The organism is Candidatus Hodgkinia cicadicola (assembly GCF_002774925.1).
Genome location: NZ_NXGO01000070.1, coordinates 1 through 23,615, shown reverse-complemented (window position 1 = coordinate 23,615; position 23,615 = coordinate 1). Strand labels below are relative to the sequence as shown.

19 protein-coding genes and 1 tRNA gene are annotated in these 23,615 nt (G+C 27.1%); 14 read left to right on the top strand and 6 right to left on the bottom strand.

From position 1 onward, the window contains the following. Positions 1 to 1,037: 1,037 nt before the first annotated feature. The 12 genes from tuf to MAGTDC_RS02805 all read left to right on the top strand — a co-directional run bounded on the left by tuf (position 1,038) and on the right by MAGTDC_RS02805 (position 11,524). On the top strand, positions 1,038 to 2,210 hold the full coding sequence (gene tuf, locus MAGTDC_RS02860) for an elongation factor Tu (protein WP_146656963.1): 1,173 nt from the start codon (positions 1,038 to 1,040) through the stop codon (positions 2,208 to 2,210). 2 nt (positions 2,211 to 2,212) lie between these two features. Further along, positions 2,213 to 2,557: an uS10/mL48 family ribosomal protein gene (locus MAGTDC_RS02855; RefSeq protein ID WP_278046958.1), complete on the top strand. Its 345-nt coding sequence runs from the start codon at positions 2,213 to 2,215 to the stop codon at positions 2,555 to 2,557. Between the two features lie 1,056 nt (positions 2,558 to 3,613). Then, a complete protein-coding gene (gene rplB / locus MAGTDC_RS02845) occupies positions 3,614 to 4,411 on the top strand; it encodes a 50S ribosomal protein L2 (protein WP_146656961.1) in 798 nt (265 codons plus the stop codon). 31 nt (positions 4,412 to 4,442) lie between these two features. Then, positions 4,443 to 4,682 carry a 30S ribosomal protein S19 gene (gene rpsS / locus MAGTDC_RS02840; RefSeq protein ID WP_146656960.1) on the top strand — a complete coding sequence of 80 codons (240 nt, stop codon included), beginning with the start codon at positions 4,443 to 4,445 and terminating at the stop codon, positions 4,680 to 4,682. After that, positions 4,675 to 5,010: a hypothetical protein gene (locus MAGTDC_RS02835; RefSeq protein WP_192573148.1), complete on the top strand. Its 336-nt coding sequence runs from the start codon at positions 4,675 to 4,677 to the stop codon at positions 5,008 to 5,010. The genes rpsS and MAGTDC_RS02835 overlap by 8 nt, the downstream gene beginning before the upstream one ends. Continuing rightward, complete coding sequence (rpsC, locus tag MAGTDC_RS02830) at positions 5,003 to 5,626, top strand: 30S ribosomal protein S3 (protein WP_192573147.1); 624 nt, start codon at positions 5,003 to 5,005, stop codon at positions 5,624 to 5,626. Before MAGTDC_RS02835 ends, rpsC begins: the two co-directional genes overlap by 8 nt. Positions 5,627 to 5,737: 111 nt before the next feature. Next, positions 5,738 to 5,887, top strand: coding sequence for a hypothetical protein (locus MAGTDC_RS04850; protein WP_192573146.1), 150 nt, complete (start codon positions 5,738 to 5,740; stop codon positions 5,885 to 5,887). Positions 5,888 to 6,835: 948 nt separating this feature from the next. Continuing rightward, complete coding sequence (gene rplE / locus MAGTDC_RS02825) at positions 6,836 to 7,372, top strand: 50S ribosomal protein L5 (RefSeq protein ID WP_146656957.1); 537 nt, start codon at positions 6,836 to 6,838, stop codon at positions 7,370 to 7,372. A gap of 625 nt (positions 7,373 to 7,997) precedes the next feature. Further along, positions 7,998 to 8,255 (top strand): hypothetical protein, encoded by a 258-nt coding sequence (locus tag MAGTDC_RS02820; protein WP_146656956.1) that lies wholly within the window; start codon positions 7,998 to 8,000, stop codon positions 8,253 to 8,255. Between the two features lie 1,105 nt (positions 8,256 to 9,360). Next, positions 9,361 to 9,828 carry an uL15 family ribosomal protein gene (locus MAGTDC_RS02815; protein ID WP_192573145.1) on the top strand — a complete coding sequence of 156 codons (468 nt, stop codon included), beginning with the start codon at positions 9,361 to 9,363 and terminating at the stop codon, positions 9,826 to 9,828. An 817-nt stretch (positions 9,829 to 10,645) separates the two neighbouring features. Continuing rightward, entirely contained in the window at positions 10,646 to 10,822 is a 177-nt protein-coding gene (locus MAGTDC_RS02810) for a hypothetical protein (RefSeq protein WP_192573144.1), read from the top strand. A 486-nt stretch (positions 10,823 to 11,308) separates the two neighbouring features. Further along, positions 11,309 to 11,524, top strand: coding sequence for a hypothetical protein (locus MAGTDC_RS02805; protein ID WP_192573143.1), 216 nt, complete (start codon positions 11,309 to 11,311; stop codon positions 11,522 to 11,524). A gap of 230 nt (positions 11,525 to 11,754) precedes the next feature. On the opposite strand, the gene MAGTDC_RS02800 is transcribed toward MAGTDC_RS02805, so the two are convergent. Together MAGTDC_RS02800 and MAGTDC_RS02795 are read right to left on the bottom strand one after the other, a co-directional pair. After that, positions 11,755 to 11,958, bottom strand: a complete 204-nt coding sequence (locus MAGTDC_RS02800; RefSeq protein ID WP_146656952.1) for a hypothetical protein — start codon at positions 11,956 to 11,958, stop codon at positions 11,755 to 11,757. A 360-nt stretch (positions 11,959 to 12,318) separates the two neighbouring features. Next, positions 12,319 to 12,393, bottom strand: a tRNA-Ile gene (locus MAGTDC_RS02795). 1,493 nt (positions 12,394 to 13,886) lie between these two features. On the opposite strand from MAGTDC_RS02795, the gene MAGTDC_RS02790 reads away from it, so the two are divergent. Both MAGTDC_RS02790 and MAGTDC_RS02785 read left to right on the top strand, forming a co-directional pair. Beyond that, on the top strand, positions 13,887 to 15,284 hold the full coding sequence (locus MAGTDC_RS02790) for a class I tRNA ligase family protein (protein ID WP_146656951.1): 1,398 nt from the start codon (positions 13,887 to 13,889) through the stop codon (positions 15,282 to 15,284). A gap of 1,801 nt (positions 15,285 to 17,085) precedes the next feature. Continuing rightward, positions 17,086 to 18,375, top strand: coding sequence for a hypothetical protein (locus MAGTDC_RS02785; protein WP_146656950.1), 1,290 nt, complete (start codon positions 17,086 to 17,088; stop codon positions 18,373 to 18,375). A 909-nt stretch (positions 18,376 to 19,284) separates the two neighbouring features. On the opposite strand, the gene MAGTDC_RS02775 is transcribed toward MAGTDC_RS02785, so the two are convergent. The 4 genes from MAGTDC_RS02775 to MAGTDC_RS02760 form a co-directional block, all read right to left on the bottom strand. Further along, positions 19,285 to 20,322, bottom strand: coding sequence for a PLP-dependent cysteine synthase family protein (locus MAGTDC_RS02775; RefSeq protein ID WP_146656949.1), 1,038 nt, complete (start codon positions 20,320 to 20,322; stop codon positions 19,285 to 19,287). 233 nt (positions 20,323 to 20,555) lie between these two features. After that, complete coding sequence (locus MAGTDC_RS02770; RefSeq protein WP_146656948.1) at positions 20,556 to 21,362, bottom strand: ferredoxin--NADP reductase; 807 nt, start codon at positions 21,360 to 21,362, stop codon at positions 20,556 to 20,558. Positions 21,363 to 21,417: 55 nt separating this feature from the next. Next, positions 21,418 to 22,911 carry a nitrite/sulfite reductase gene (locus tag MAGTDC_RS02765; protein WP_146656947.1) on the bottom strand — a complete coding sequence of 498 codons (1,494 nt, stop codon included), beginning with the start codon at positions 22,909 to 22,911 and terminating at the stop codon, positions 21,418 to 21,420. A gap of 286 nt (positions 22,912 to 23,197) precedes the next feature. Next, a partial coding sequence (locus MAGTDC_RS02760; RefSeq protein WP_278046957.1) for a hypothetical protein occupies positions 23,198 to 23,615 on the bottom strand: 418 nt, incomplete at its 5' end.

Here is a 23,615-nt window from a genome sequence, read left to right as displayed (position 1 = left end):
CTACAACGTTAGAAATACTTCTGAACAGAAGATAACCAAACTGTTGAAATTGTATGCCAACCTTATAACAGGATAAAACCATATAAACTTTGGATATATTATTTTTATTTGTAGTATTAAAAACTCAATAACCGATGATACGCTATGCGATACAACATTAGCCAATATCGTTGTTTACTATTAAATTTCCAACACCTGTTATCTATGTTATACTTGAATCTGATACTGACCATGTTCGGGAGAAATTAATTAACACATTATACAAGTACAGCTTAGAAGATTCAATATTAAACTTTAAGGACAACAAAGAACCAAGATAAATAATATTATCAGGAATGGAAAAACTATATTTAGACATAATAATTGTATAGAATTATAAAAGAACATAACCGGTTGTTAAAACCGAACAAATTCCTATAGTTGCATTTAGAAAAATATTATTAAATTAATGTGGTAAAGAAAATACTAACGAAACAAATATGGAGGTTAATGTCAATTTATTAACATCAAAATATTGTTCGAAACTACATACAGCAATGATATTTAAGTTTAAAAAAACAATTGGCAACTCCATTTCAAAGAATACATTAAAGTAATTAAGAAAAATTAAAACCAGAACCAGCAATTATAAAAACCAAACACTCAAATATCCTATTATAAGATTAACAGTAGCTATTATAGAGGGTAACATCATGATATTAGTTCTTCTATATAAATATTATGAAATAGTTAATAAACGATGTTTGAGATCAAACTATTCAAGGAATAAGAGGATTTATTTTTAAACTAATTATAAAAGTTGAAATATTTACTCCTGATATCTATATCGGAGAATGTTATAAATGATTTAGAAACAAAAAAGGGTAGACATGTTACAAATTAACATCTGTTAACTTAAAAATAAATTAATAACCGCCAAATATAATTGGTAAATGATATCAAATACACAGGCTACCCCTAAATCTTAACAAAAGAAACTGGAATATATATTTTAAATAAAATTTAATAGCTGTGCGAGGCAAAACAAATAAGAAAACCTGTTAAAACCAACATTTAACCGCAACAAACAACATATAAATATCGGAACAATAGGTCATGTCGATCATGGTAAAACAACGTTAACTGCAGCAATTACTAAATTCTTTGGAAATTATAAACCATACGAAGAAATAGATTCATCTCCTGAAGAAAAAGCTCGTGGAATAACTATATCAACCGCCCATGTTGAATATGAGTCTAAAACAAGACATTATGCTCATGTTGATTGTCCAGGTCATTCTGATTACATCAAAAATATGATAACAGGAACGGCTCAAATGGATGGAGCCATATTAGTTTGTTCAGCATACGATGGACCAATGCCTCAAACAAGAGAACATATATTATTAGCCAAGCAAATAGGTGTACCTGCTATTGTTGTTTTCTTAAATAAGATTGATTTAATAGATGATTTGGATTTAATAGAACTTGTTGAATTAGAACTTAGAGAGTTACTTTCTTCTTATAATTATCCCGGAAAACAAATACCAATTGTTAGAGGATCGGCATTAATGGCTCTAAAAGAAACAAAAGGTGAATGATGTGATGCAATAAAACTATTAATTGAAATAATTGATAAACATATACCAACACCAAAACGTGAAAGAGATAAACCATTTCTAATGCCAATTGAAGATGTATTTTCAATTCTGGGAAGAGGAACAGTTGCAACAGGACGAATAGAACGAGGATTAATTAAAATAGGAGATGATGTAGAAGTAGTTGGCATCAAACAAACGATTAAAACAACATGTGTTGGTATCGAGATGTTTAGAAAGACTTTAATTCAAGGGGAGGCAGGTGACAACGTTGGAATTTTACTTAGAGGTATTGATAAGAATATTATTGAAAGAGGTAGGGTTTTATGTAAACCTAAATCTTTATGTTCATACTCTGTATTTTTAGCTGAAATTTATGCATTAAAGAAAGAAGAGGGTGGTAGACATACCCCAATATTAAACAGATATAAACCTCAGTTTTATTTCAGAACTACAGATGTAACTGGAACAATTCATCTTGATAAAGGTGTTGAAATGATAATGCCTGGAGATAATGCAACAATATCAATTGAATTAATATATCCTGTAGCATTAGAAGAAGGATTACATTTTGCTGTTAGAGAAGGAGGTAAAACCGTTGGTGCTGGAATAGTTACAAGACTCATGAGATAGATTTGGTTTTTAATATAAGATCTAAATCATTCAACTTACCAACATTATCATCATATATTGAGAACCTACTTCTTATATTCAGAATTAGAACCACAACAAAAGTAACAGGAATCGTAAGTCTTCCAACAAAAATCAAAAGATTTACAATCAACAGTTCTCCACACATAGATAAAAAGAGTAGAGATCAATTTGAGATAAGAACATATTCCAAAATGTTGACAATAACAGGTGACTTCAATGAAATATTTTCTAGACTAATTAAGATCTCAATACCACAAGGTATTTATATTGGAATCAACATAATCGAAGGTACATCGAAGAATTATATTAACTCTAAATGAAATTAATGTCTGTAAAGCCTAACATGAGGTCAATTAATAGTAATATGGCAACAATCATTGAATATTTTGGCATGTGTCGTTGTATCAGAGGTCTAAATTTTATTAAATTAAGATATAATAAGGTAGAATGGTTATAAAGATTTCCAAGATATTGTTGTTTTTAAAAAATGTTCCATGTTTAATTAAAATCTCAAATAGATTTGGTTCAGTGTTGAATATTAAAAACTTAAATATAAATTCAACTATTAACATCAGAAAAAAAAATAGAAAATTTACAGGTGTGATCAAACGTTATGGTTTTTCAAGACTAAATGCATCGTATGGTATGTCTTTTACCCATAGGTCGTTGGTAGTAATTAATTTAGAGTAGAATTCTGGCAGAACTTAGAAAAAAAATGGTTGGTAGAGTGGGGAACGTTTATATTAGTTTAAAATCAATCAAGATTAATTGTTATTGAATAAATGTAACATGTAGAATTATAAATTTATAGATCTATCCCGAAATAGAATTAATTATATCTTATACCTACACAAACGAATATGTAACTGTTCTGTTCAAGAATCGAATGTTGTTCCCAACGTTGTAAGAAGAGAATAGAATAAACAATATTGTTTCATATATTTTAAAAAAAGATCAGATTCAGGATATAGTAACAACAAAACGTACAAACAACAAGGGTATGGGCGTTGCGAGAACATTAAACTAATCAGTATCACAATTCAAAGGGAGATATAACTACAATACCATCAAAGAATAGAGACCAAAAGATCTAAAACCAACAAACGATATACGGACATTACTATTAGAAATGTATTGGTTGAGAAGATTAGAGATTATAAATTGTTATTGATAAATAAATTAACTAATGTTAAGAATTTAGTTGGATCGAGGTTGTTGATACATACTTCTGATGAAGATAAACATATTATTTATACCACTAAAGATTGGATTTTGTTGTATACATTTAACGTAATTAGATATTTTTTTATTAATTAAAACAAAACATATATTATTAATAGATACAGCAACGAATTTAAGCCTTGTAACAATTTAGAATCGAGATGACAACAGATTACAGAATAATTAAACCAACATCACCAGGACGACGAGGATTAATACAATTTAAATGTTCCGAAATATATAAAAACAGGTCTATCAAAACATTAACAAAAAAAATATGTGAATCATCAGGTAGAAACAACACTGGAAGGATTACTGTAAGACATAGAGGCGGGAGATGTAAGAGGGCATTTCGAATAATCGATTACAAAAGAAATACCAATGGGAAGTTATTAGTTTTAAGAATAGAACATGACCCTAACAGGAGTGCCAACATTGCTTTGGTAAAAACAGAAATGGGATCTTTGAAGTATATTATTGCCGTAGATGGTCTAAAAACAAACGATTGGATCAAAAACAGTTGTGGTATAAGCAACGAATGTAGATTGGGATCAGCATCGAGCTTAGGTAATCTGCCTCTTGGTACCAAGATTAGTAATGTGGAACTATATCCTAAATCAGGTGGAAATTTATCAAGATCAGCAGGTTGTTGTTGTCAAATTTTAGCAAAATTCCAAGATAAAGTATTAATAAAACTTAATTCAGGTATAAAAAGATTATTAAATAAAAAATGTACTGCAACCGTTGGAATAATATCGAATAAGAATCACTTTAGCAAAACGATTGGTAAGGCTGGAAGATCTCGTTGGCTTGGAAAACGACCAAGCGTAAGAGGAGTGGCAATGAATCCCATAGACCATCCTATGGGTGGAGGTGAAGGAAAAACTAGTGGAGGAAGACATCCCGTTTCACCTTGAGGTAAGTTATCGAAAGGAGGAAAAACAACAACAAAGCATTAAAATAACTTATCAAAGGTTGATGTAGTAATTAATGTCAAGATCAATATGGAAACCACCGTTTGTTTCAATCAAGCTATTAAAGAAATGTTATCGTGAAGTTAATATTAAAACTTGAAACAGAAGTACATATATAACTCCAGAATTCATTGGCAGAACGTTTGAAGTACATAATGGAATGATGTTTAATAAAATTAAAATTACAACCTCCATGGTTGGACATAAATTAGGTGAATTCTCGTTTACAAAAAAAATATGTATACATAGTGGTTAGTATTACTTACTTGTTTAACAACATTAGTTATAGTCCAAAGAAACTCCATGAGCTGAAATACATATTGAGAGGTGACATATGTAATGTCATTAATAAGTTGAGATGGTTAAGAAAAAAGAAGATGGCTGTGTTGTTAATTAAATTTTTAAAACATATACACAACGATGTGGGTTCGAAGATTTCGGACTTTAGATTTATAATACTTAATAGATTTAATATCGGTAGAAGATATATAAAAACTAAACTTAGATATGGTTCAAGAGGTAGAATATTAAAGATCAAGAATATAGGAACCAATGTTAGTGTTAATGTTAATATAATTGGGTAAAAAAGCTAATCCTATAGGTATCCGGTTGTCATTAACATCTAATTGAGAAGATTCGGTATTCTTTATGTCTAAAGATTATTCTGAATATCTAAGTATAAGTTATAAATTAAAAACATACTTGATAAATCGTTATAAGAAACATGGTTTGATAAGAATAAGTGTAAAACAGGAAAAATATTTCTATAGAATAATTCTAGAGACCGATGATACTACATCTTTTCTATATGCGATAAAACATCATGTAAACGATTTAAACATTATGCTTAAGAAATTATTTTGATCGGATATTAAAGTATTTGTTAAACAAATAGATAATCCTGCTTACCATCCGTTAGTTATAGCCAACAAGTTAATAAATGAAACAAGTGACATAACGATTATGGCAAATGTTAAACAAATATCTAAATCTTTAGTCGGAACCAGCATAGCTGGATTAAAAGTAAGATATTCTGGAAGAATAAACAGAACAGATGTTGCTCAAACAGTATGACATATAGAAGGAAAAATGCCATTGCAAACGTTCTCTGCTAATATACTTTATACTAACGTAAATGTTCGAACAAACTATGGTATCTGTAGTATTAAAGTCTGAGTATATGTTAATAATTTCAAATAAAGATGTTACAACAAACATGGATAATTTAAAGATAAAGACTCGAAGTCTTGAACCGGTTATCTCATTGGATGTTGAATTCATGAAACAGAAACAAAATAATTAAAACAACATGTGTATAAATTGAATCTATTAGATCTGATAGTATTAACTGCTTGGAAAACGGTTATATGGGTGTTGATAAGAAATGTTTCATGGTATTTTATTAACAATAGTGATATATTTAAACCACTAACAACAAACAGGGAGATAAAAGAGGTATAGAGATCTTTGGATTTTGTGCTTTAGAATAAAACCTAATAGGATATTATCTGTAATCCATCCTCCTTCAAAGGAGGTCTATAAATGTTGGTCTTAGATCCGTTAATTATAAGTTCAACGATTGATGTGGATCGTGGATGTAGAACCATGGGACCAACATGCTAATTGGAACTATTATTTAAGAGATATTAATGGGAATAAAATGGTAATTGGTTATCAAACACAACAAAAACGATCCGAGAAATATAAAAAGTAGTAACAAACACAAAAAATATTCAAGTATCAGATAAAGATAATAGATTTAGAATTAGTACAAAGGTTTTAATTAAGAGTTGTTTCTCCAATTTCCAAGAATAAACCTTGGTTCATTGTAAGTATGACATAATGATTTTAATCGGATCAGTTGTAAAGATTTGTAGATAATTTTGGAATAAAATTTATTAGATGTATTAAAATAACAGATTTAAACAACCAAACGTTTGAACAAAAATATGAAGAACTAATAAAGACTTCGGCAATTATTGTATACCCATAGATCTAAAATTAAACTAATGGTAGTGTTGTTAACACTTTGATAATCGGGTGTATTAGACCATTTAATATCAACATTGAGATATATAAATGTTTGATAAAATCCAGTAATAATTTTATAGTGATAGGATAGAACCTATAGATACCATAACATTTAGATCTGTGTTGTAGAGAATTGAAAACTATTAACCAAGACATGTCTTCATTGATCAATAATGTTGTTTTAACCAATAATTTAAAAAATAAACCATAAGTTAGTTGTTAATATAATAGTAAAAAATAAGAAATAAATTCATGTAACAAAACAGGCATATACCAAATAGGTATAGTCAAGATTATCGGCTATTTTAGTATTCATTTGTTTAAAAGTACTGACCGTTGTTAACTAACAACAACTTAAAACCTATTTAATCGAACCAAATGTTTTCTAGTTTTAATAGATGTCTAATATCTAAATTAAATCTAAAACATACTTTTGGTATAAAGAATATACATATGTTACCTAAGATTAAAAAAATCATCTTATCTGGTGGTATTAACAACAAAACCAATAAAACCTCCAACAAGGTTGTAACATCCGTTATTCATTTGATTACTGGATTGAAACCAGTTTTAATTAAAGCTAAATCAGCAATATCTGGATTTAAAGTTAAGAAACACCAGGTAATCGGATTCAAGGTAACATTACGTTCGAAGAAACTATACAATTTCTTAGATAAATTAATATATAGTACCAATCATAAAATAAAAGATTTCAAGGGGTTTAATCCATCATCTTTTGATAAGAATTACAACATCTCGTTTGGAATACAAGATTGATCGATGTTTTCGGAGACATTGTCATGTGAGAACGTTGGCCAAACAGGATTTAATATCACTATTTGTATCAGTGCGTTAGCACAAACCCATGTTGTTATGTTGTTAAAAGAAATCGGATTAAACTTCGTTAACATCTAATACCAGTACACCAAATAACTAAAACAAACAAAATATGATATAAAAATTACTAACAAATGTTAAACCAACAAAACAACGTTGTAACCCTTCGTTTTTTGCAACAAAACAGTGAATCTATTACTACCAGAATCATTGATTTACTTACCAAAAATACGTAAGTTCAGTTAATATAAGAAGTAAACACATTATTGTTGATAGATCTCAAGGATATTATCAAGTTTTTCTTCTAATTATTTCAAAAAAGTAATAAAACAAACAGGTAATCCAACTATTGTTATAAAGAACAACGAAGTAATCTCGATAAATCTAATAGCATACATGTAAATACATATTAGAATCAATGATCTGTAACAAGAAATGGTTCAATTACAACCTCTATAACCCAAATTCAAATCAAATTCATCACTAACATCTAAATTACATAGGTTCGGTTGTAGCCTAGACATTACGGCAGCAACATTTATCCATTTAATATACCAATAGATATTAACCATATAATAGAAATAACAACATGAACAACAAAAATATGATTCTAAACATCAAAAATCTTAAATCAAGAATATATTGGAAGTAGTGAACATCGGAGATAAAACATCAGATTGATACTCTGTTAGTAACAACAAAAATGATGGTATTAAATAAACTTAGACCAACTTATACTAGAAAGAAAGTGGTTGTAACTTTATCCAAAGAATTACTACTATATGCTATTCCAAAAGATATAAAACTCCATTTACATGGTTCCAACGTTCGAATGTTTGGATCATTCGGGAGTATTATATTAAACAACCGTGTATTTATTAAACATAATTGTGTTGTAATCTGTTACCATGATTTAGTAAAACATTTACCAAAGTTTACAAATAATTTCAAAGGTATTTAACATATTAGATAGATAATTATGAAGGAATAAATTATAAAACATCGAAGTATTTCCAATAATCTGTGAACGTTTGAACTCTGATCCTGTTATATAATTTTATTTTAATTAAATAAACCAACGTTCGGTCCAACATCCGATCGTTAATAAATGTAATAAGTTCAAAGTATAAGCTCGGATATAAGTCTTAACTTCAATGGATTGTTAAGAAATTAACCATATTATAAAGGTTATAAACGTTGTTAGTGATAACAGTGATAACCAACATGGATAAGAAGTAGTTGATCGAACGTTGTTAGAAGATAATAGGATGGGGTCAAACGTCCATGAACCCAATAATGCCATCAATGTTAAGAAAACCTAATAATAGAAATTATGATCTGATGAACAAAATCAATTAGAAATCTAATTATAAAGACATCATGGTATTGTTTAGTCATTGATGTTTCATCTAAGGTATACAAATAACTCTAAAGGAAGAGATGTACACGTTGTAAACGTACTTAACACATCAGATTTATGTTATAGATGAATGTATATTGAAAAAAGTTTTGGTGGTGAATACGTTTCCTAATTTTGTTGGTGAAAACCAATGAAGAAACGTACCAATGTTATTGTTTTTAGTGATCGTTCGGATGTTTGAAGTCTTATTATATGGGAGATATAATAAATGGTAACAAAAAAAGGTATATAAGGGTGTTTAAAGAAAACAGAGAACATAGATCTTGGATATTGGGTGTTATTGGAGATATTTATGGTAGTGCTGGTTTCGAATAACGATAAAACAAACGAAGAAACAGGATGTTGTTATAAAATTCTGATCATTTTGTTTGAATAACATGTTAAAGGTTCCTCTCGGAAGGAACAAGGATCTTATCTCTAATATCAATGTGATATAAGTAGAAAAAATATTGATGTGTTAATGTAAAATGACCACAACATTGTAAGAATAAAACAGATAGCGTTACAACGTTGGACCCTATTGTATATTTTTTGGTAATTAAATGTTAGTGTTCCGTCATTAGATAAAGAAATCAACATAATGTTATCAAAGTAAACATTTAACACATTAAAAGTATTAAGTTTATGGTCTAATTAAAGAAGAATGGTGTTGTTAAACTCATTGAATTCAGGTTTCATGAAGGAATCACGAAGAGTAGGACGAGGTCATGGTTGTTCCAAAGGAAAGACATGTGGCAGAGGACATAAAGGTCAGAAATGTAGATCAGGTGGTAAGAGGTATAGTTCTAAACAAAAAAAACAACATCCAGTTAACAAAAAAAAGATATTAGAATACGGATTTAAATGTAGAAACAACAGTGGTGGTTATATTACCAAAACTATAAGTTTAAGTCTGTTGAACAACAGGTTATCAAGTAATTATAAGTGTTCTATTAAAAATTTAAGAGATATGTTTGGTATAAGTGACCTCTGTTATGTTAAATTATTAGATGGTGAGATAACTGTCACTGGATTGATGTTGGAATGTGATCTGGCTTCTGATAATGCTATACTTAAAATAACAAATCTTGGAGGTAAAATTAATCTCTCGAACGTTGTATCCTGTCTGGTGTAATCAAATAAAATATAAACAATACTATAAGACAGAAATATCTTCGTTGTTTCTATACACCTAATGTAATCTTGATAGACATCTATGTTATTCTATATTAAACTTACTATCTGTTAACCTAATGAATTTTGGCATGAACGTTGGTTAGTTTAAAACAGTACCAAAGATCATTTATTTCATAGAAACATCAATTATATTAATTAACCATCTTGAAGTATAAAATTCCATCTGATGTAGATAACTTGAATATATTAGCTACTAACGATAGTAGGGTATAAACATTAAGGGTTTAATTTGTTAATTATTAAAGGTAACGGATAGAATCAAACGACCAAAAACAGAAGTATATGAGATTATAATAAGCTTGATATGTTTTATGAGGAATTAAATAGAAATATTACGTATAAAGATAACAAATACCAATGGTAGTATATAGTTATTCTGATAGAAAAAAAGATGTTGGTATTGTGGTGTTTATAAATGAATTGAAGATTTAAAGGAAAGTGGGAGTTGTTACCATTTTATTATTTAAGTAACTAATAGATACGATACTGATAAGAAAACAACAAAATGCTAATAGTAATAGATACTGTAACATTTTAAATAGAAATGGAAGTGTTAAATCGAATCAAGATGTTGTATTATAAGTTCTATAATCCTGATCTTAAATCATAACTTCTATTAGATATTTCATTAATAAGATCCTATAATGGATTGTAAACCTTAGAAGGTTCGGATGATGTAATGTTACAACAAATTAAATTAATATCTTACGGATATAATAAGTTTTAATTAGGTATAATACTAAATGATAAGAACTATGGTTCAAACCATAGGAAACACATTAAGGAAGGTATTAATGGCTAATGTTATAAGATATGTAGTGATTGGAATCAATATTGATGGTGTGTATAATGAGGTTGATAAGATAAATGAAATAAAAGAAAATGTTATTGAAGTAGTTAACAACGTCAAGCAATTAGAATTCATGTGTTAAGATGGAAGAAATGTATTTAGAGTAGTAATAAATACTTCTAGGAGGGGTGAGGTTCTTGCAAGTGACATCATCTTTCTGATGGAGTATTAATATTTAACCGTAATCAGTATATAAAATTTAAGAATAGGATTCAAGTTTAGATGTGAACTTGTTGTTTGTTGTAGGAAAGGATATTTGTCAGCTCAGAAGTTTAAGGTAGATATAATTCGTGTTCCATGGGTGTTTGACCCTTAGATGTTGATTTTAATCCAATTAAACAAGTGTCATTTAAGATAATAAAATATGAATTCAATATATGTTCATAAGAAGGAACAGAATTAATCATTGAAACCAACAGATCAGTGGATGTTGTTGAAGTAATCTTCGGATGTTGTTTAAATTTGAATTAAAAACTTGGATAGTATCAATGAATTGTTAAAAAATAAGTTAAAGTTAATGATAAAGTTATCGAAACATTAAGTTATAAACTCAACAAGATGTTTTATCATGACAGGTAGGTTGTTTTCTACTAAAGAAAGATTAAAAGTTATTAAAACTAACATTGAAAGGATATTAAATAGAGTTAAAACCATCAAGATAGATAAATTACTAAAGGAACTATCAAGATTATTAGGATCCAAGTTGAAATGTGGTCAAAGATTTGTTATGTTAATAGGATATTTGGCCTCTAAAACAAAGATCCACCATTGGTGGATACACTAAACTGATAAGGTGTAAAGACGGAATGATGGTGGTGTGTTTACATCAATTTTAATACCATCAAACCATTAGTTAAATGAATTATCATCAACTATACCAACCTTATCATGTTTATTTCTTCTATAAATGTTGTTTAACATCAAATGAAAATTTATGAACGGTTGATGACATCATTTCTTCAGCTAACAACGTCCAAGCCAACAATCACCATGCCATTATAACCCAATTCGGAACTACATAATAACATTTAAAACATAACATCAACAATCCTGTTCTCCAAACACTAACTTTATTAACATATGTTTTATTTTAATGTTTCCAGCCACCATGTTACTTCAATCGTTATATCCTATCCCCATACTGATATATCTCTTCATATTAAAACGAACCAACGTCCAGTCCCTACTTCATTTAATCATACCCCAATCATTTTCCATCCTTTATTCTAAACCTACAATCATAACAGGTAACATTAATTATTAACTTTATTCAACAACAACACATCAAAATCAAGTTAAATCATCTGTTAGGTCAAACATTTAAACATATATCCTTTTCCGTTAACCAAAAAAAACATATACACCCCATCTGGTTGTTTTAATCCATATCAAAATGTTGATCAATTATATCCACAACTACTTTGTTTCCTATTTCTAACATATTCAATTCCACTATCAGAATTCCATATATTATATCTATAATAATCTGAAAACATCTACATTTTGTTTCCATCACCAACGTTTACCCCCAAATCATCTATGTGTTTTCGTTGTCAACGAAGATGTCCATATTATCCATAGACTTAGAGGGACTTGAACCCACACCAACTAAACGGTCATGAGCCGCATGCTCTACCATTAAGCTATAAGTCTTATTAATATTTCTCCATATTTATCCCACTACAACAGTTATATTTACTATCGATACCCTGTTTGTCGTTGTTTTCAATAAAGTCGGATTATTAACCATCATATCCAATGTTTTATTAAAAATTTATTCCTGATTTAATTAAATTATGTTTATGTTCTGTATTAATATAGGTATTATTTAACAACTAATGTTCGGAGTAATTGTTTCCAGATCAATTCTTCAATTTTTTTTATAAAATATACACCGTTTATGGATTATTCTGATTATTTTGTTGTACTAAATTGTAAAATAAACTAGTATTTATTATTATTAGAGATAAAACTATAACAATATTAAGTTAGATATCAAAAAATTTCAATTAAATATTGATTAAATCAAGAGATTCAAATGGTTTTACATTTATTTTTAAAACAAAATTATTAGAAACAATTAAATTTTGTATGACAATAGTTATAGATTAATCACATTTGTAGATAAGACAAATGCTTAAGTATTATTTCTCAATTAAATCTTATATACATCGATACTGTTATGTATAATTCGAATTTGTACAAACAAATAATTAACAACAGATCTGATAAGATTTTGAACCTAATTATGTTTTATACCTATTTAAAGAAAAGTAAACATGATAATATTAATACCATGAAATTATATTTAATAACAAAAAAACCAATGTTTAATCTCCTATATTTATATAAAGATTTAAAACAACGAAATAACTGTTAACAACATCTATAAATTCAACAGATATTAAAATTTAATAATTTATATCACGATTTAACAAACATCTATAGTATTATTCTCTAAAAATCCATAAGAATGAACGGATTAGCAAATCTTTGTTGTTATCAAACATGTTATTAATCGTAAATTAAAAGGTTTATTTTAAAATATATATAAAAAAGTAGTAAATGTTTGATTAAAATAAAAAACAACTGTTGTTTATCATAAGAATACCATCAGAAAAATATATTATTGGTCTTTTTGAAAGCAAGATGAACAGTAATAGAACTGAAGATGGTAATTATTGGTTTTAGATAAGATAAAAGATTAATATTAATTACTAACAAAATGTTTATAAACAATAAATTTCATCTCAATAAGAACATTGAGATACGACATGCTTATATACTAAATTTTACTAACAACTTTTGATGTGTTCGAAATTATAGTTAATTAATAAAGAGATATGACTTGTATATTAATAAATCCTGTATTAATTGTGGTTTTTCGTTTTAACAAGCAGTAACTAACATGATAATTGAAATTTATACACATAAGGCTACTAATATCGATGTTAGAAATATGTTAAATATAAAATTTGTAAGATAATAATAAATTCAAATGTTTAGTCTATCGAAAACGAGTACATCAAAATAATCAATTAACTAAACATAAATATAAAAATTCTAAAATAATCATGTTGTTATTTATAAGGTTATAGAGGTTTATAATTTAATATTGGAAACATTAGGAAAGACTATAGTAAACAATGAATAAAATCTTTAACATTTATATTGCTCTTACTTACACAAATAATTCACCGCACATAGGACATTTGTATGAACTAATAATTGCCGATGTATTTAAAAAATATCTCAGTTTATGATACAAAGCACGATTGATAATTGGATCTGATGATCATGGAACAAAATTTAAAAACACTGCAATAACCGTAAATAGTTTTCCAACTAAAATAAGTAATCTTAACTCTAATAAGCTACTTGCAAATGTTTCAAGATTGAAAATTATGATAAATGATTGAATATCTACATCACAGAAACGGCATATAAGAAATATATGTTATAAATTCTCCTTAATTAAAAGGATAAAGAAATTAATTTATAAAATGTACTACTGTGGTTGGTATTTACCTATAAGTGAAGTTTTTTGTAGTTACAACGTTGTTAAATTTTCATATAATAACATGTTCGTTACCAACAACCAACCAGTAGAATGACTTGAAGAAGATAGTATATTTATAAATTATAATTCAATAAAAAACAAAATAATTGCCATTTATAGAGCAAATAAAATAAGAACACCCAATATAAAAGTCTCAACGTTGTTCAAAACATTAGTTAATACTAAGAATATTTGTATTTCTAGAAGAAAACTGTTAAGTTATGGTATTAAACTGAATCTTAATTCTACTTATTATACATTATGAGTTTGAATTGATGCATTGTTTGCTTATTCGAATTCATGACAAACAAATAAGATCCATATAGTTGGAAAAGATATAATTTGATTTCATTTAACATATTATGTTGTTTTGTTGTTAGTTTTTAATATAAATTTACCACAATATATATATCAACATCAACATTTAAGATACAAAGAAGTGAAATTATCTAAGAGTTTAAATGGAAGAAATTACAATTTAGAGAAATTACCAAGATATTTAATATGTTATTTATTGTGTTCTAGAAGTTTTTCTAGGGATATTGAAATGAATAATTTAGATATTAATAAAACAGAATCAGATCTAATTAAGAACCTCGGGAATCTGACTAAACGCTTATCAAAATTGATAAAATTACATGGATCTAAGATTAAACGAATTACAGTAAGCGATTGATTGTTATACTTGTATGCTAAACGTTTTGAAGTAATAATTAAGAGATATTTAATCTTATTTAAATTAAATATGATATTAAATATGTTGATGGAACAATTGGCATTAATTAATAACAAAATTTCTAATTATAAATTGTGATGTAATAAAAACGTTAGACATAAACTATATATATATTCGCATATTACCGCTTACATCATATTTTTATTAAAACCTGTTATCGGTAATAAAACCAACATAATAATTAATAAAATGTTTCATGGAGATTGGCAATACATGCCATTTAAAAAACTTAACATTAACAAAACATAATAATTTCGATATTCTATGTTATAATTAGATATTTCTTATGGATGTTGTTTTAATACTTATATTAGATTGAATACTATTAACACTATTATTATCAATAAAATCTTATGGAAGTTATATGTCGAATCATTAATTTATTTAAATAAGTTACTCAATCAAAAGAAGTATGAGTGAAATATAACACTATATATATTTATAGTATCTAACATATATATTCTCATAAATCTCTTATTTTTAAAGAAAATATGAATATCAATCAAAAAAACCCGTAATAGTCACAGATATATTATTAAGTTAATTAGATGGTTTTATAATCTAATTGATGAAGTATTATAATTTTATTCATCTCAAGATTCAATATATTTTGAATGTTATAAACATAATTTTAATGATAAGTCAGAAAATATATATATATATTAAATGATGGTTAGTTTTTTCTTATTAATTAGACATTTATATTACAAATTATTTAATTATAGTTCAATATCCTCTTGCTGTTTGTAAATTATAATATATTATCATAAATTATTATTATGTTTTCTAATAATGTCTTGTACTACAATGTAGTTAATTTAATTTATCATTATAAAAACCAACACTAATCGAATGTTTTTTTTGTTATATTTATTATAAATTTTAGCTAAAAAATACATTGTTTTTATATTAGCTATTAATTATTATATATTGAATTAATTGAATTAATTTGTTATAATCAATAAATTATTATATATATATATATATTATAATTATTATATAACATTTAATATTACAATTTTCAATTATATATTAAGATTAATAATAATTTTATATATTTTTGATTGCATAGTTTATTTTTAGATTAAATGTATTATTTAATGCATAGGAGTATTATTTTTATGTAAATCCATTATATTCTTATATAGTACATTGATGATTTTTTAATTTAAAAAAATCTAATCTTAATCTTAAACTAATTTTAATTTATATGTTAATAATAAAAATCTATCAGAAAATTTTACAAAAACCAACATCTCCCGTTCTTCTTATTACTCTTAAAGTTATTTACAAACGTAAAGATTATCACTCATTTTTAACATATCACATATTAAAACAGATACTTAATATACCATTCTTGGTCATTCGGAAAACGAAGATGTTCAAAAAAAAATAAATTTATATCAATATATCTTATAGTTTTTGTCCCTTATTTACATCAATATTATTTATAAGTTTAAATTTACTTCAATATTTAGAATTTATTATAGGTTTTTGAAGATAAACAACAACTGTTACAACGTTCGACCTCCAATACCAAAGCTCTGGTTACTTCTTTTGGTCGTTGTTCATTAAATTAATATCAATTAAGTAATAAATCAATTTATGTCTGTGTTGTTATTTAAATTATCATTTATCAGATAACATATTTATCTATTAGCTCATCTATTTCAATATAATATAACATTTGAGTTATGATCAGTGAACAATATCTAATCTACTTTAAATTCTGATGTTTTCGTTAACAACAAAATAATGTTGATTCTTTGAATAGAAATTATAATAATACTTGATTTTAGAGGAGTATTTATAATCAAATACCAATAATCTAATGACTCTACTTTCGGTATAACTAGTTTAACGCGTTTGTTTAAATTAAACGTGTTATTACAACAAAATAACCACTTTTATAAATGAATACCAATATCACTTAACTTTACCTCTCAATAAATCATTTGGGCGTTGGGTTTTTTATCAGAATATAAATCAACAGTTTATTATCTCCGTTCTAACGGTTTTTATTATAAAATATATATACAAAGGTAAAAAAATGGTAAGTTGTATTAAGTTAACAAATAACATTTGTAAGGTGGAATTAGCTAAAAATTTAATCAAAGGTAGGGTTGTAAGAGGTAATATAATTAGAAAAAACAACGAATTCATGATAATAGATATTGGTTTTAGATCTGATGTTAGACTTTATAAAAGTGACATATGGAACTATGATTCATTTGGAACTAACCAACAAATAGATATACGTATTGAAGAATTCGATTCAAACAACGGAGAAACATTAGTTTCTAGAAGGGGATTAGGCATCGAAGAATCTTGAACCATGTTACAACAGGCATATAATGATAACTTATTAATCTCTGGACAGGTTATAGCCAACGTTATTGAAGGATACATGGTAAAAGTGTTTGGTTTGTTGGCTTTGTTACCTCTTAATTCAACAGATAAAGACATCAATGTACAGTTAAATAGGTTTGATAGGTATAAAATTGATAAAATAGATAGAGAAAACAACTTTATTACATTAAAACAACCAAATAATAATCGAAAAATGAGTATTGAACAAAATATAGACACGGATATAATGTTTGATAAGGGAGATCTGATTTGAGGAATTGTTAATAAGATTACGGATACCAAAATATATGTTGATTTAGGATGAAAGGATGGTGTTATTGATTTATGTGGCATAGAATGATATGGAATGTTGAGATTATTATGGAATGTTGTTATTGGTAACTTAATATTAACGAAATACGATGGTAAATCAGAAATTAAAGACATCTTGTTATTGAAATGATGTGGATCTGGTTATACTGGTTATAATGTTCCAATTTTGGGTGTTGTCTTAGGTATTAACAACTTTTGTTTTAATATAAAATTGTTAAAAAGTAGTAATAAATGTGTATTGAATTCAATTATCAGTATAAGAAATACAAACAAACTCCAGTTTGAAACCGATATTAATTACCACAACGTTGTGAAGCTGATACCAAGTACCATTAACATCCTTGAAAAGAAAATATGTTTAAATTTAGACTTAGAAGGAACCAAATGTTTTAATTTTGTAAAAACAAACGAAGGTAGATCAATATGAGGATTAATATCTAAGATTAAGAGTAATTCGGTTGTAGTATCGTTACCACAAGGTTTATATGGTGAATTAAATTATTCAATAAGATCACTTGGTAACATTCCAAGTTGATTTAAACTGTCATGTGGACGAAGAATTAGTGTTCGGATCTGTGATTACGAACCTGTTACCAACAAAATAAGCTTAGCTCTGTCAAAAATTGATAAAAACAGTTTAATTATCATAGAAGAATAGATTATATATATCTTTTATATATTATTATTATTAATAACAATGGTTTGATATAAGTATATGTATTTATATGGGTTTTTTATGTCAAATATGTAACTTGATTAATATTTATCACTAATAGAAATGTTGGTATTAAAATTAATATATTGATTATCTTATGCAACATACATCTGTTCAATTAACAACCTTTATAAATTGTAATTTACAACACAGAGTAATAACATTTCATTTATATTAATTCTAATCAAGTTTTGTTAAATATTTTTGAGAATTTATAATTATCTTTTGGTTTTTATTTATATTTCATAATTCATGTTTATATTAGTATAATATATTTAATTATCTTAAGATATTATAGCTGTAGGTAATTGTTGTGGGTAATATGGCTTAGTGGCAGAATGTTTCGTTTTCACCGAAGAGGACAAAGGTTCGATTCCTTTATCACTACATTCGATGTTGATGGTTTCAATAAAACAGGTAACAAAATCCAAGTAAATGGATGAAACCTATATAAAATGAGTTTATTTGTTGTTGTTTTTTTGTTATAATGATTAAAATTAAGGAAATAACAGGTTGAGTAGATTATTATATTTATAAATTAATAGTAATATAGAGATTTGTTTGGATATTTGGTTGTTAAAAATATCGAACGTTGGCTATGAATGTTATCTTTAGAATAGATTAATAAGATTCTATCTAATATCTAAGAATTATATTTCTTAAACCAACGATATCATCGTGATATTTATTAATATAGTTTTAAGTGTCTTACGTTTAGCTGGCGATTCAATTACAAAAATATAGAAATAAATCTAATGAAATATAGAGATATTGAGGATAACAAACCTAATATTATATTATCTAAAGATTATTTGATATTAAAAAATTAGAACTTAAATGCTATTAAATCAGTTATAAAACAGGATCCTGTTGTTCAATTTTTTGTTGATCATCTAAGTTGTTGATTGTATCTGATTCTGGATGACCAAATAATTCTACTAACTCAGATAATGGCTGAGATTTGTTATCAAATAATTCGGTTGACATATATCTTTCCGCAGACGATGGAACCATTATTAATATTTTTTTAAAAGGGTTATTAATAACTTCACCTAACTTTATTCCAGCACATATTGCTGCTCCCGAAGACAAACCTACTGCTATTCCTTCTGTTTTTGCCATGATTCTGGCATATTCAATTGCTTCGTGGTCTTTTGCTCTAAAGATGTAGTCAATAAGTTTTATATTTAAAATCTTTGGAAGAAAACCAACACCTATACCTTGAATTCCATGAGATTTAACTTGTTTTCCTGATAGAACAGATGCTTTTCAAGGTTCAACAGCAACAATTGAAGTATTTGGATTTTTTTTCTTTAATACTTCTCCAACACCCGTGATAGTACCTCCTGTTCCAACACCAGAAACGAAATAATCTATGTTCTTTATAGATTTTGTTATCTCTTTTGCCGTTGTTTTCTTATGGATGTTAACATTAATCTTATTTTCAAATTGACATGTCATTATTGCATTTTTAACTTGATCTGTAAATTCTTTAGCTGTTCTAATAGCTTCTTCTATTCCTTCTGATACGAATACAATGTTGGCACCTAATAAATCTAACATGTTTGTTCGTTCATCTGAGATACTTTCTGGAACCACTATCAAACATTTTAGGCCCTTACGGGCGGCAACAGCAGCAATACTGATACCAGTATTACCGGAACTTGCTTCAACTATAATTGTGTCTTTGTTGTAGTTATTTCGTTTTCAAGCATCTTCAACCAAAGCTTCGGCAATTCTATCTTTAACAGAACCAAAAGGATTTAAATATTCCAACTTAGCATAAAGTTGTGTTTTAATATTATACTTTTCTTCTATTTTCTTTAATCTTACTATCGGGGTATTACCAACAACCTCTGTTATTGAAGAGTATACCTTTTTAATTCCCATTATTCTTTGTTATATTTAGATAAATTGTTGTAATACAACTAAAAACATGAACAAACCCCAACATTCTGTTATGCTGGTCATAATATATATATTTGCTAAGGTATTATCTGAATTATTAAGAGTCATATTATGAATTTATTCTATTTTCTTTGTATAACACATGATTTATAATGACGTTTCGATCTACAATTAAAATATTTATATTTTTTAATCAATTAATCAAAGATTCGGTTCTAATTATTACCTCTAAATTGATTAATATATGCTGTTTCATATACAAAATCCTGTGGGTTGTTGGTTGCACCTTCGATGTATCCCAGTATTTTTAATAAATTTGTTACATCAAATATCATTTTTTGTGATCCACAAATCATAAATCTGTCCATCTTGTTAAAAGTGTATGTCATTAAATCAGCTATAATTGTTCCTGATCTCATCAACCATGTTATTCTACCAGTGTATGGGTATGGTTCTTGAGTTACACTTAAATAAAATCTTAGTTTATTCCTTGCAAATGGTTTAATATAGGATTGTTTTGTCATCTGTTTAATCTCGTTGTTGAAGAATTGTAATTCCCGTGAATATCTGCATGTTAAAACTACTATTACCTCGTTGTATCTGATATAAGTCTCATGATTAAATAATATACTAATGAATGGTGCTATTCCTGTACCTGTACAAAGTAAAAACAAACGTTTACCTGGTTTCAAAGCTTCTAGAACCAAAGTACCTGTTGGTTTTGTTTTAATAATAATTGAAGTTTTTGTTGTTATTTTGTGTAAAAAGGTAGTAAAGAGTCCGTTCGGTACTTTTGTAGAATAAAATTTCAAAGTACTACTCCATGTTGGACTACATATTGAATAAGCTCTGAATATTAATTCACCTCTAATTATCAATCCTATCATTATAAACTCACCGGGTTTAAATCTTAATTTGTTTGGTCTTGCAGTTTCAAAGCTAAACAAAGTGTTGGTATAATGTTTAACAGATAATACCCTAACCAAAGCATATTCGTTTGATAGTTCGAACTTATTATTCATTTTTTATATTATAAGAAGATTGGTTATTAACAACAAATAGTTCAAATAACATTAGTTATAACTGTAGTTTTTTAGGTAACTTGATTTTGTTTCTAGCTAAACATTGGTATGTTTTTTCAAATCTATCTTTTTTAAGTTTCTTTATAAGTTTATCTAATCATCTTACAATTCCTATAACTTTAAATGCTGGTACAGCCTTACACAACACACGAGCTAATACTCCGTTTGGTCCATCACCACCAACTAGAATTTGATAATATTCTCTACCTGATTTATTAACTCCGACAATACCAATATCAAACAATTGGTGTTGACTACATGAGTTTTGACAACCGGATATTCGAATTTTAAGATTTGTTTTTAATGTTGATAATTTCTTTGCTAAAAATATAGATCTAGTATTAGCCTTTGTACAATAATCTAAACCTGGACAACATGCTATATTGTTTGGTATAAACCTTTTACATACTTGGAATACCTTTTTCATATTTACAATACAAACATATGGAAGTAACAACGTTTGTGATTGTGTTAATCTTATCTCATTTAAGCAGTAAAGTTGAACCATCTTACATATAACATCAACCTCACCAGCCAATACATCTCCTGGAGCACCTATTCCTGAATTACAGCTGAGTTCTACATGTCTAAAGTTCGGTTGTTTGTTTGGGAACGTTCAGGTATTAAATCATGTTTCAAATTCTTTGGAATTGTCTCATTCTATTGTATCGATGTGTCTAACTCTGATGTCTTGAGGACATTTCGAAGGTGTTGCTGTTTTTATTCTTCTAAATCCATGTGTTAACTTAATTAATTCAGCCTTTCCTACTTCTGCGACTAAATGTTTTATCCTAACCGGACGTTGTTTATTTATACCAAATATTCTATATACTTCAAGAAGAGTGGCAATCCAACTAGAAACATATTCCTTTTCTAAACTTATGAACTTAATACCTACCTTTGGTTCTTTTCCTAATCCACCTCCGACAGTTATATATATCCTTTTATCCATTAGTCTTAGACCAATGTCATTGAAAGCTCCTGCATTGTTATCTGTAATGTTACCTCTAACACTTATCTTAACTTTCTTGGGTAAATCTATTAATCTTTCGTTTAACATAAATTGATTATAGAGTTCAGTCATTAAATCTGTTATATCTGTTTGTTCATCAAGACCGATTCCATGTTTTGGATTACATGTTATTTGTCTAACACAATTACCTGCAGTATGAGCACTTCAAAGTCCAACTTTTGTTAACGCATTCATTATCTGAGGTGTATCTCTCAATTGTATTCAGTTAAATTGAACACTTTGTCTGGTAGTAACATGAAAATATCATCTATCATATTTTTGACTTGCTATTGACAATGCATATAATTGGGTAGCATTTAATACACCACACGGTATCGCAACCCTCAACATGTAACTGTGAAGTTGTAAATACACCCCATTAAGAAGTCTGATTGTTTTGAATTCTGAATCACTCATTAATTGGCTCGTCCATTGAATAAGAGAAACAAAATATTTTCCGGCAAATTCCCTTATCATCACAATGAGGTTCCTTTGTTCATAATTTTTAACTTCAAACTATCAATGTAACAATTTTGGTTTACTATTTTCAATAAACATGTTTTGTCGTTTCTCTTACTAATTAATAAATGATTCCATAAGTTACAATTATAAATACTTTTAAATACCACTAAGTTCATCTTCCTGCGTTTCAAATGTGTTATAGTATGATTTATTCGTTTCTTAATCATTAAATTAAATATAACTTAATTTGTATAATTTAAACATTTCACTTTTTGTAAATAAATAACTATTATCATGTATATTATAAGTTTAAGATATCAATTAGGATGGGTTTGGTATTAATTTCTGATAGATTCGTTTCCAAAGATTTATTTATTCTATATAATGTAATAAATTTGTTTATTATAAATTCAAACGACAATATACATCAATAGGTATTATATTTAAACAACAATTTAATAATATTATCTTCAATATCAACATATTTTATACTTAAATCTCTGTTTCTGTCAGTCAGATAAATCTTTTCTCATTTTTGTTTCTGTTTTATAACTAAAACCAACGATTTGTTAGGTATTTTTAATATACTACCTGTTGTTTCAGGTATAGGTTTTATTAGTACAACATGGTATAAGTTTAAATCATTTCCAATATAAAATTCATGGGATTTAATAGTTATTTTATCATACAAAGTGGTCATAAAATCAATGTTCTTTTTA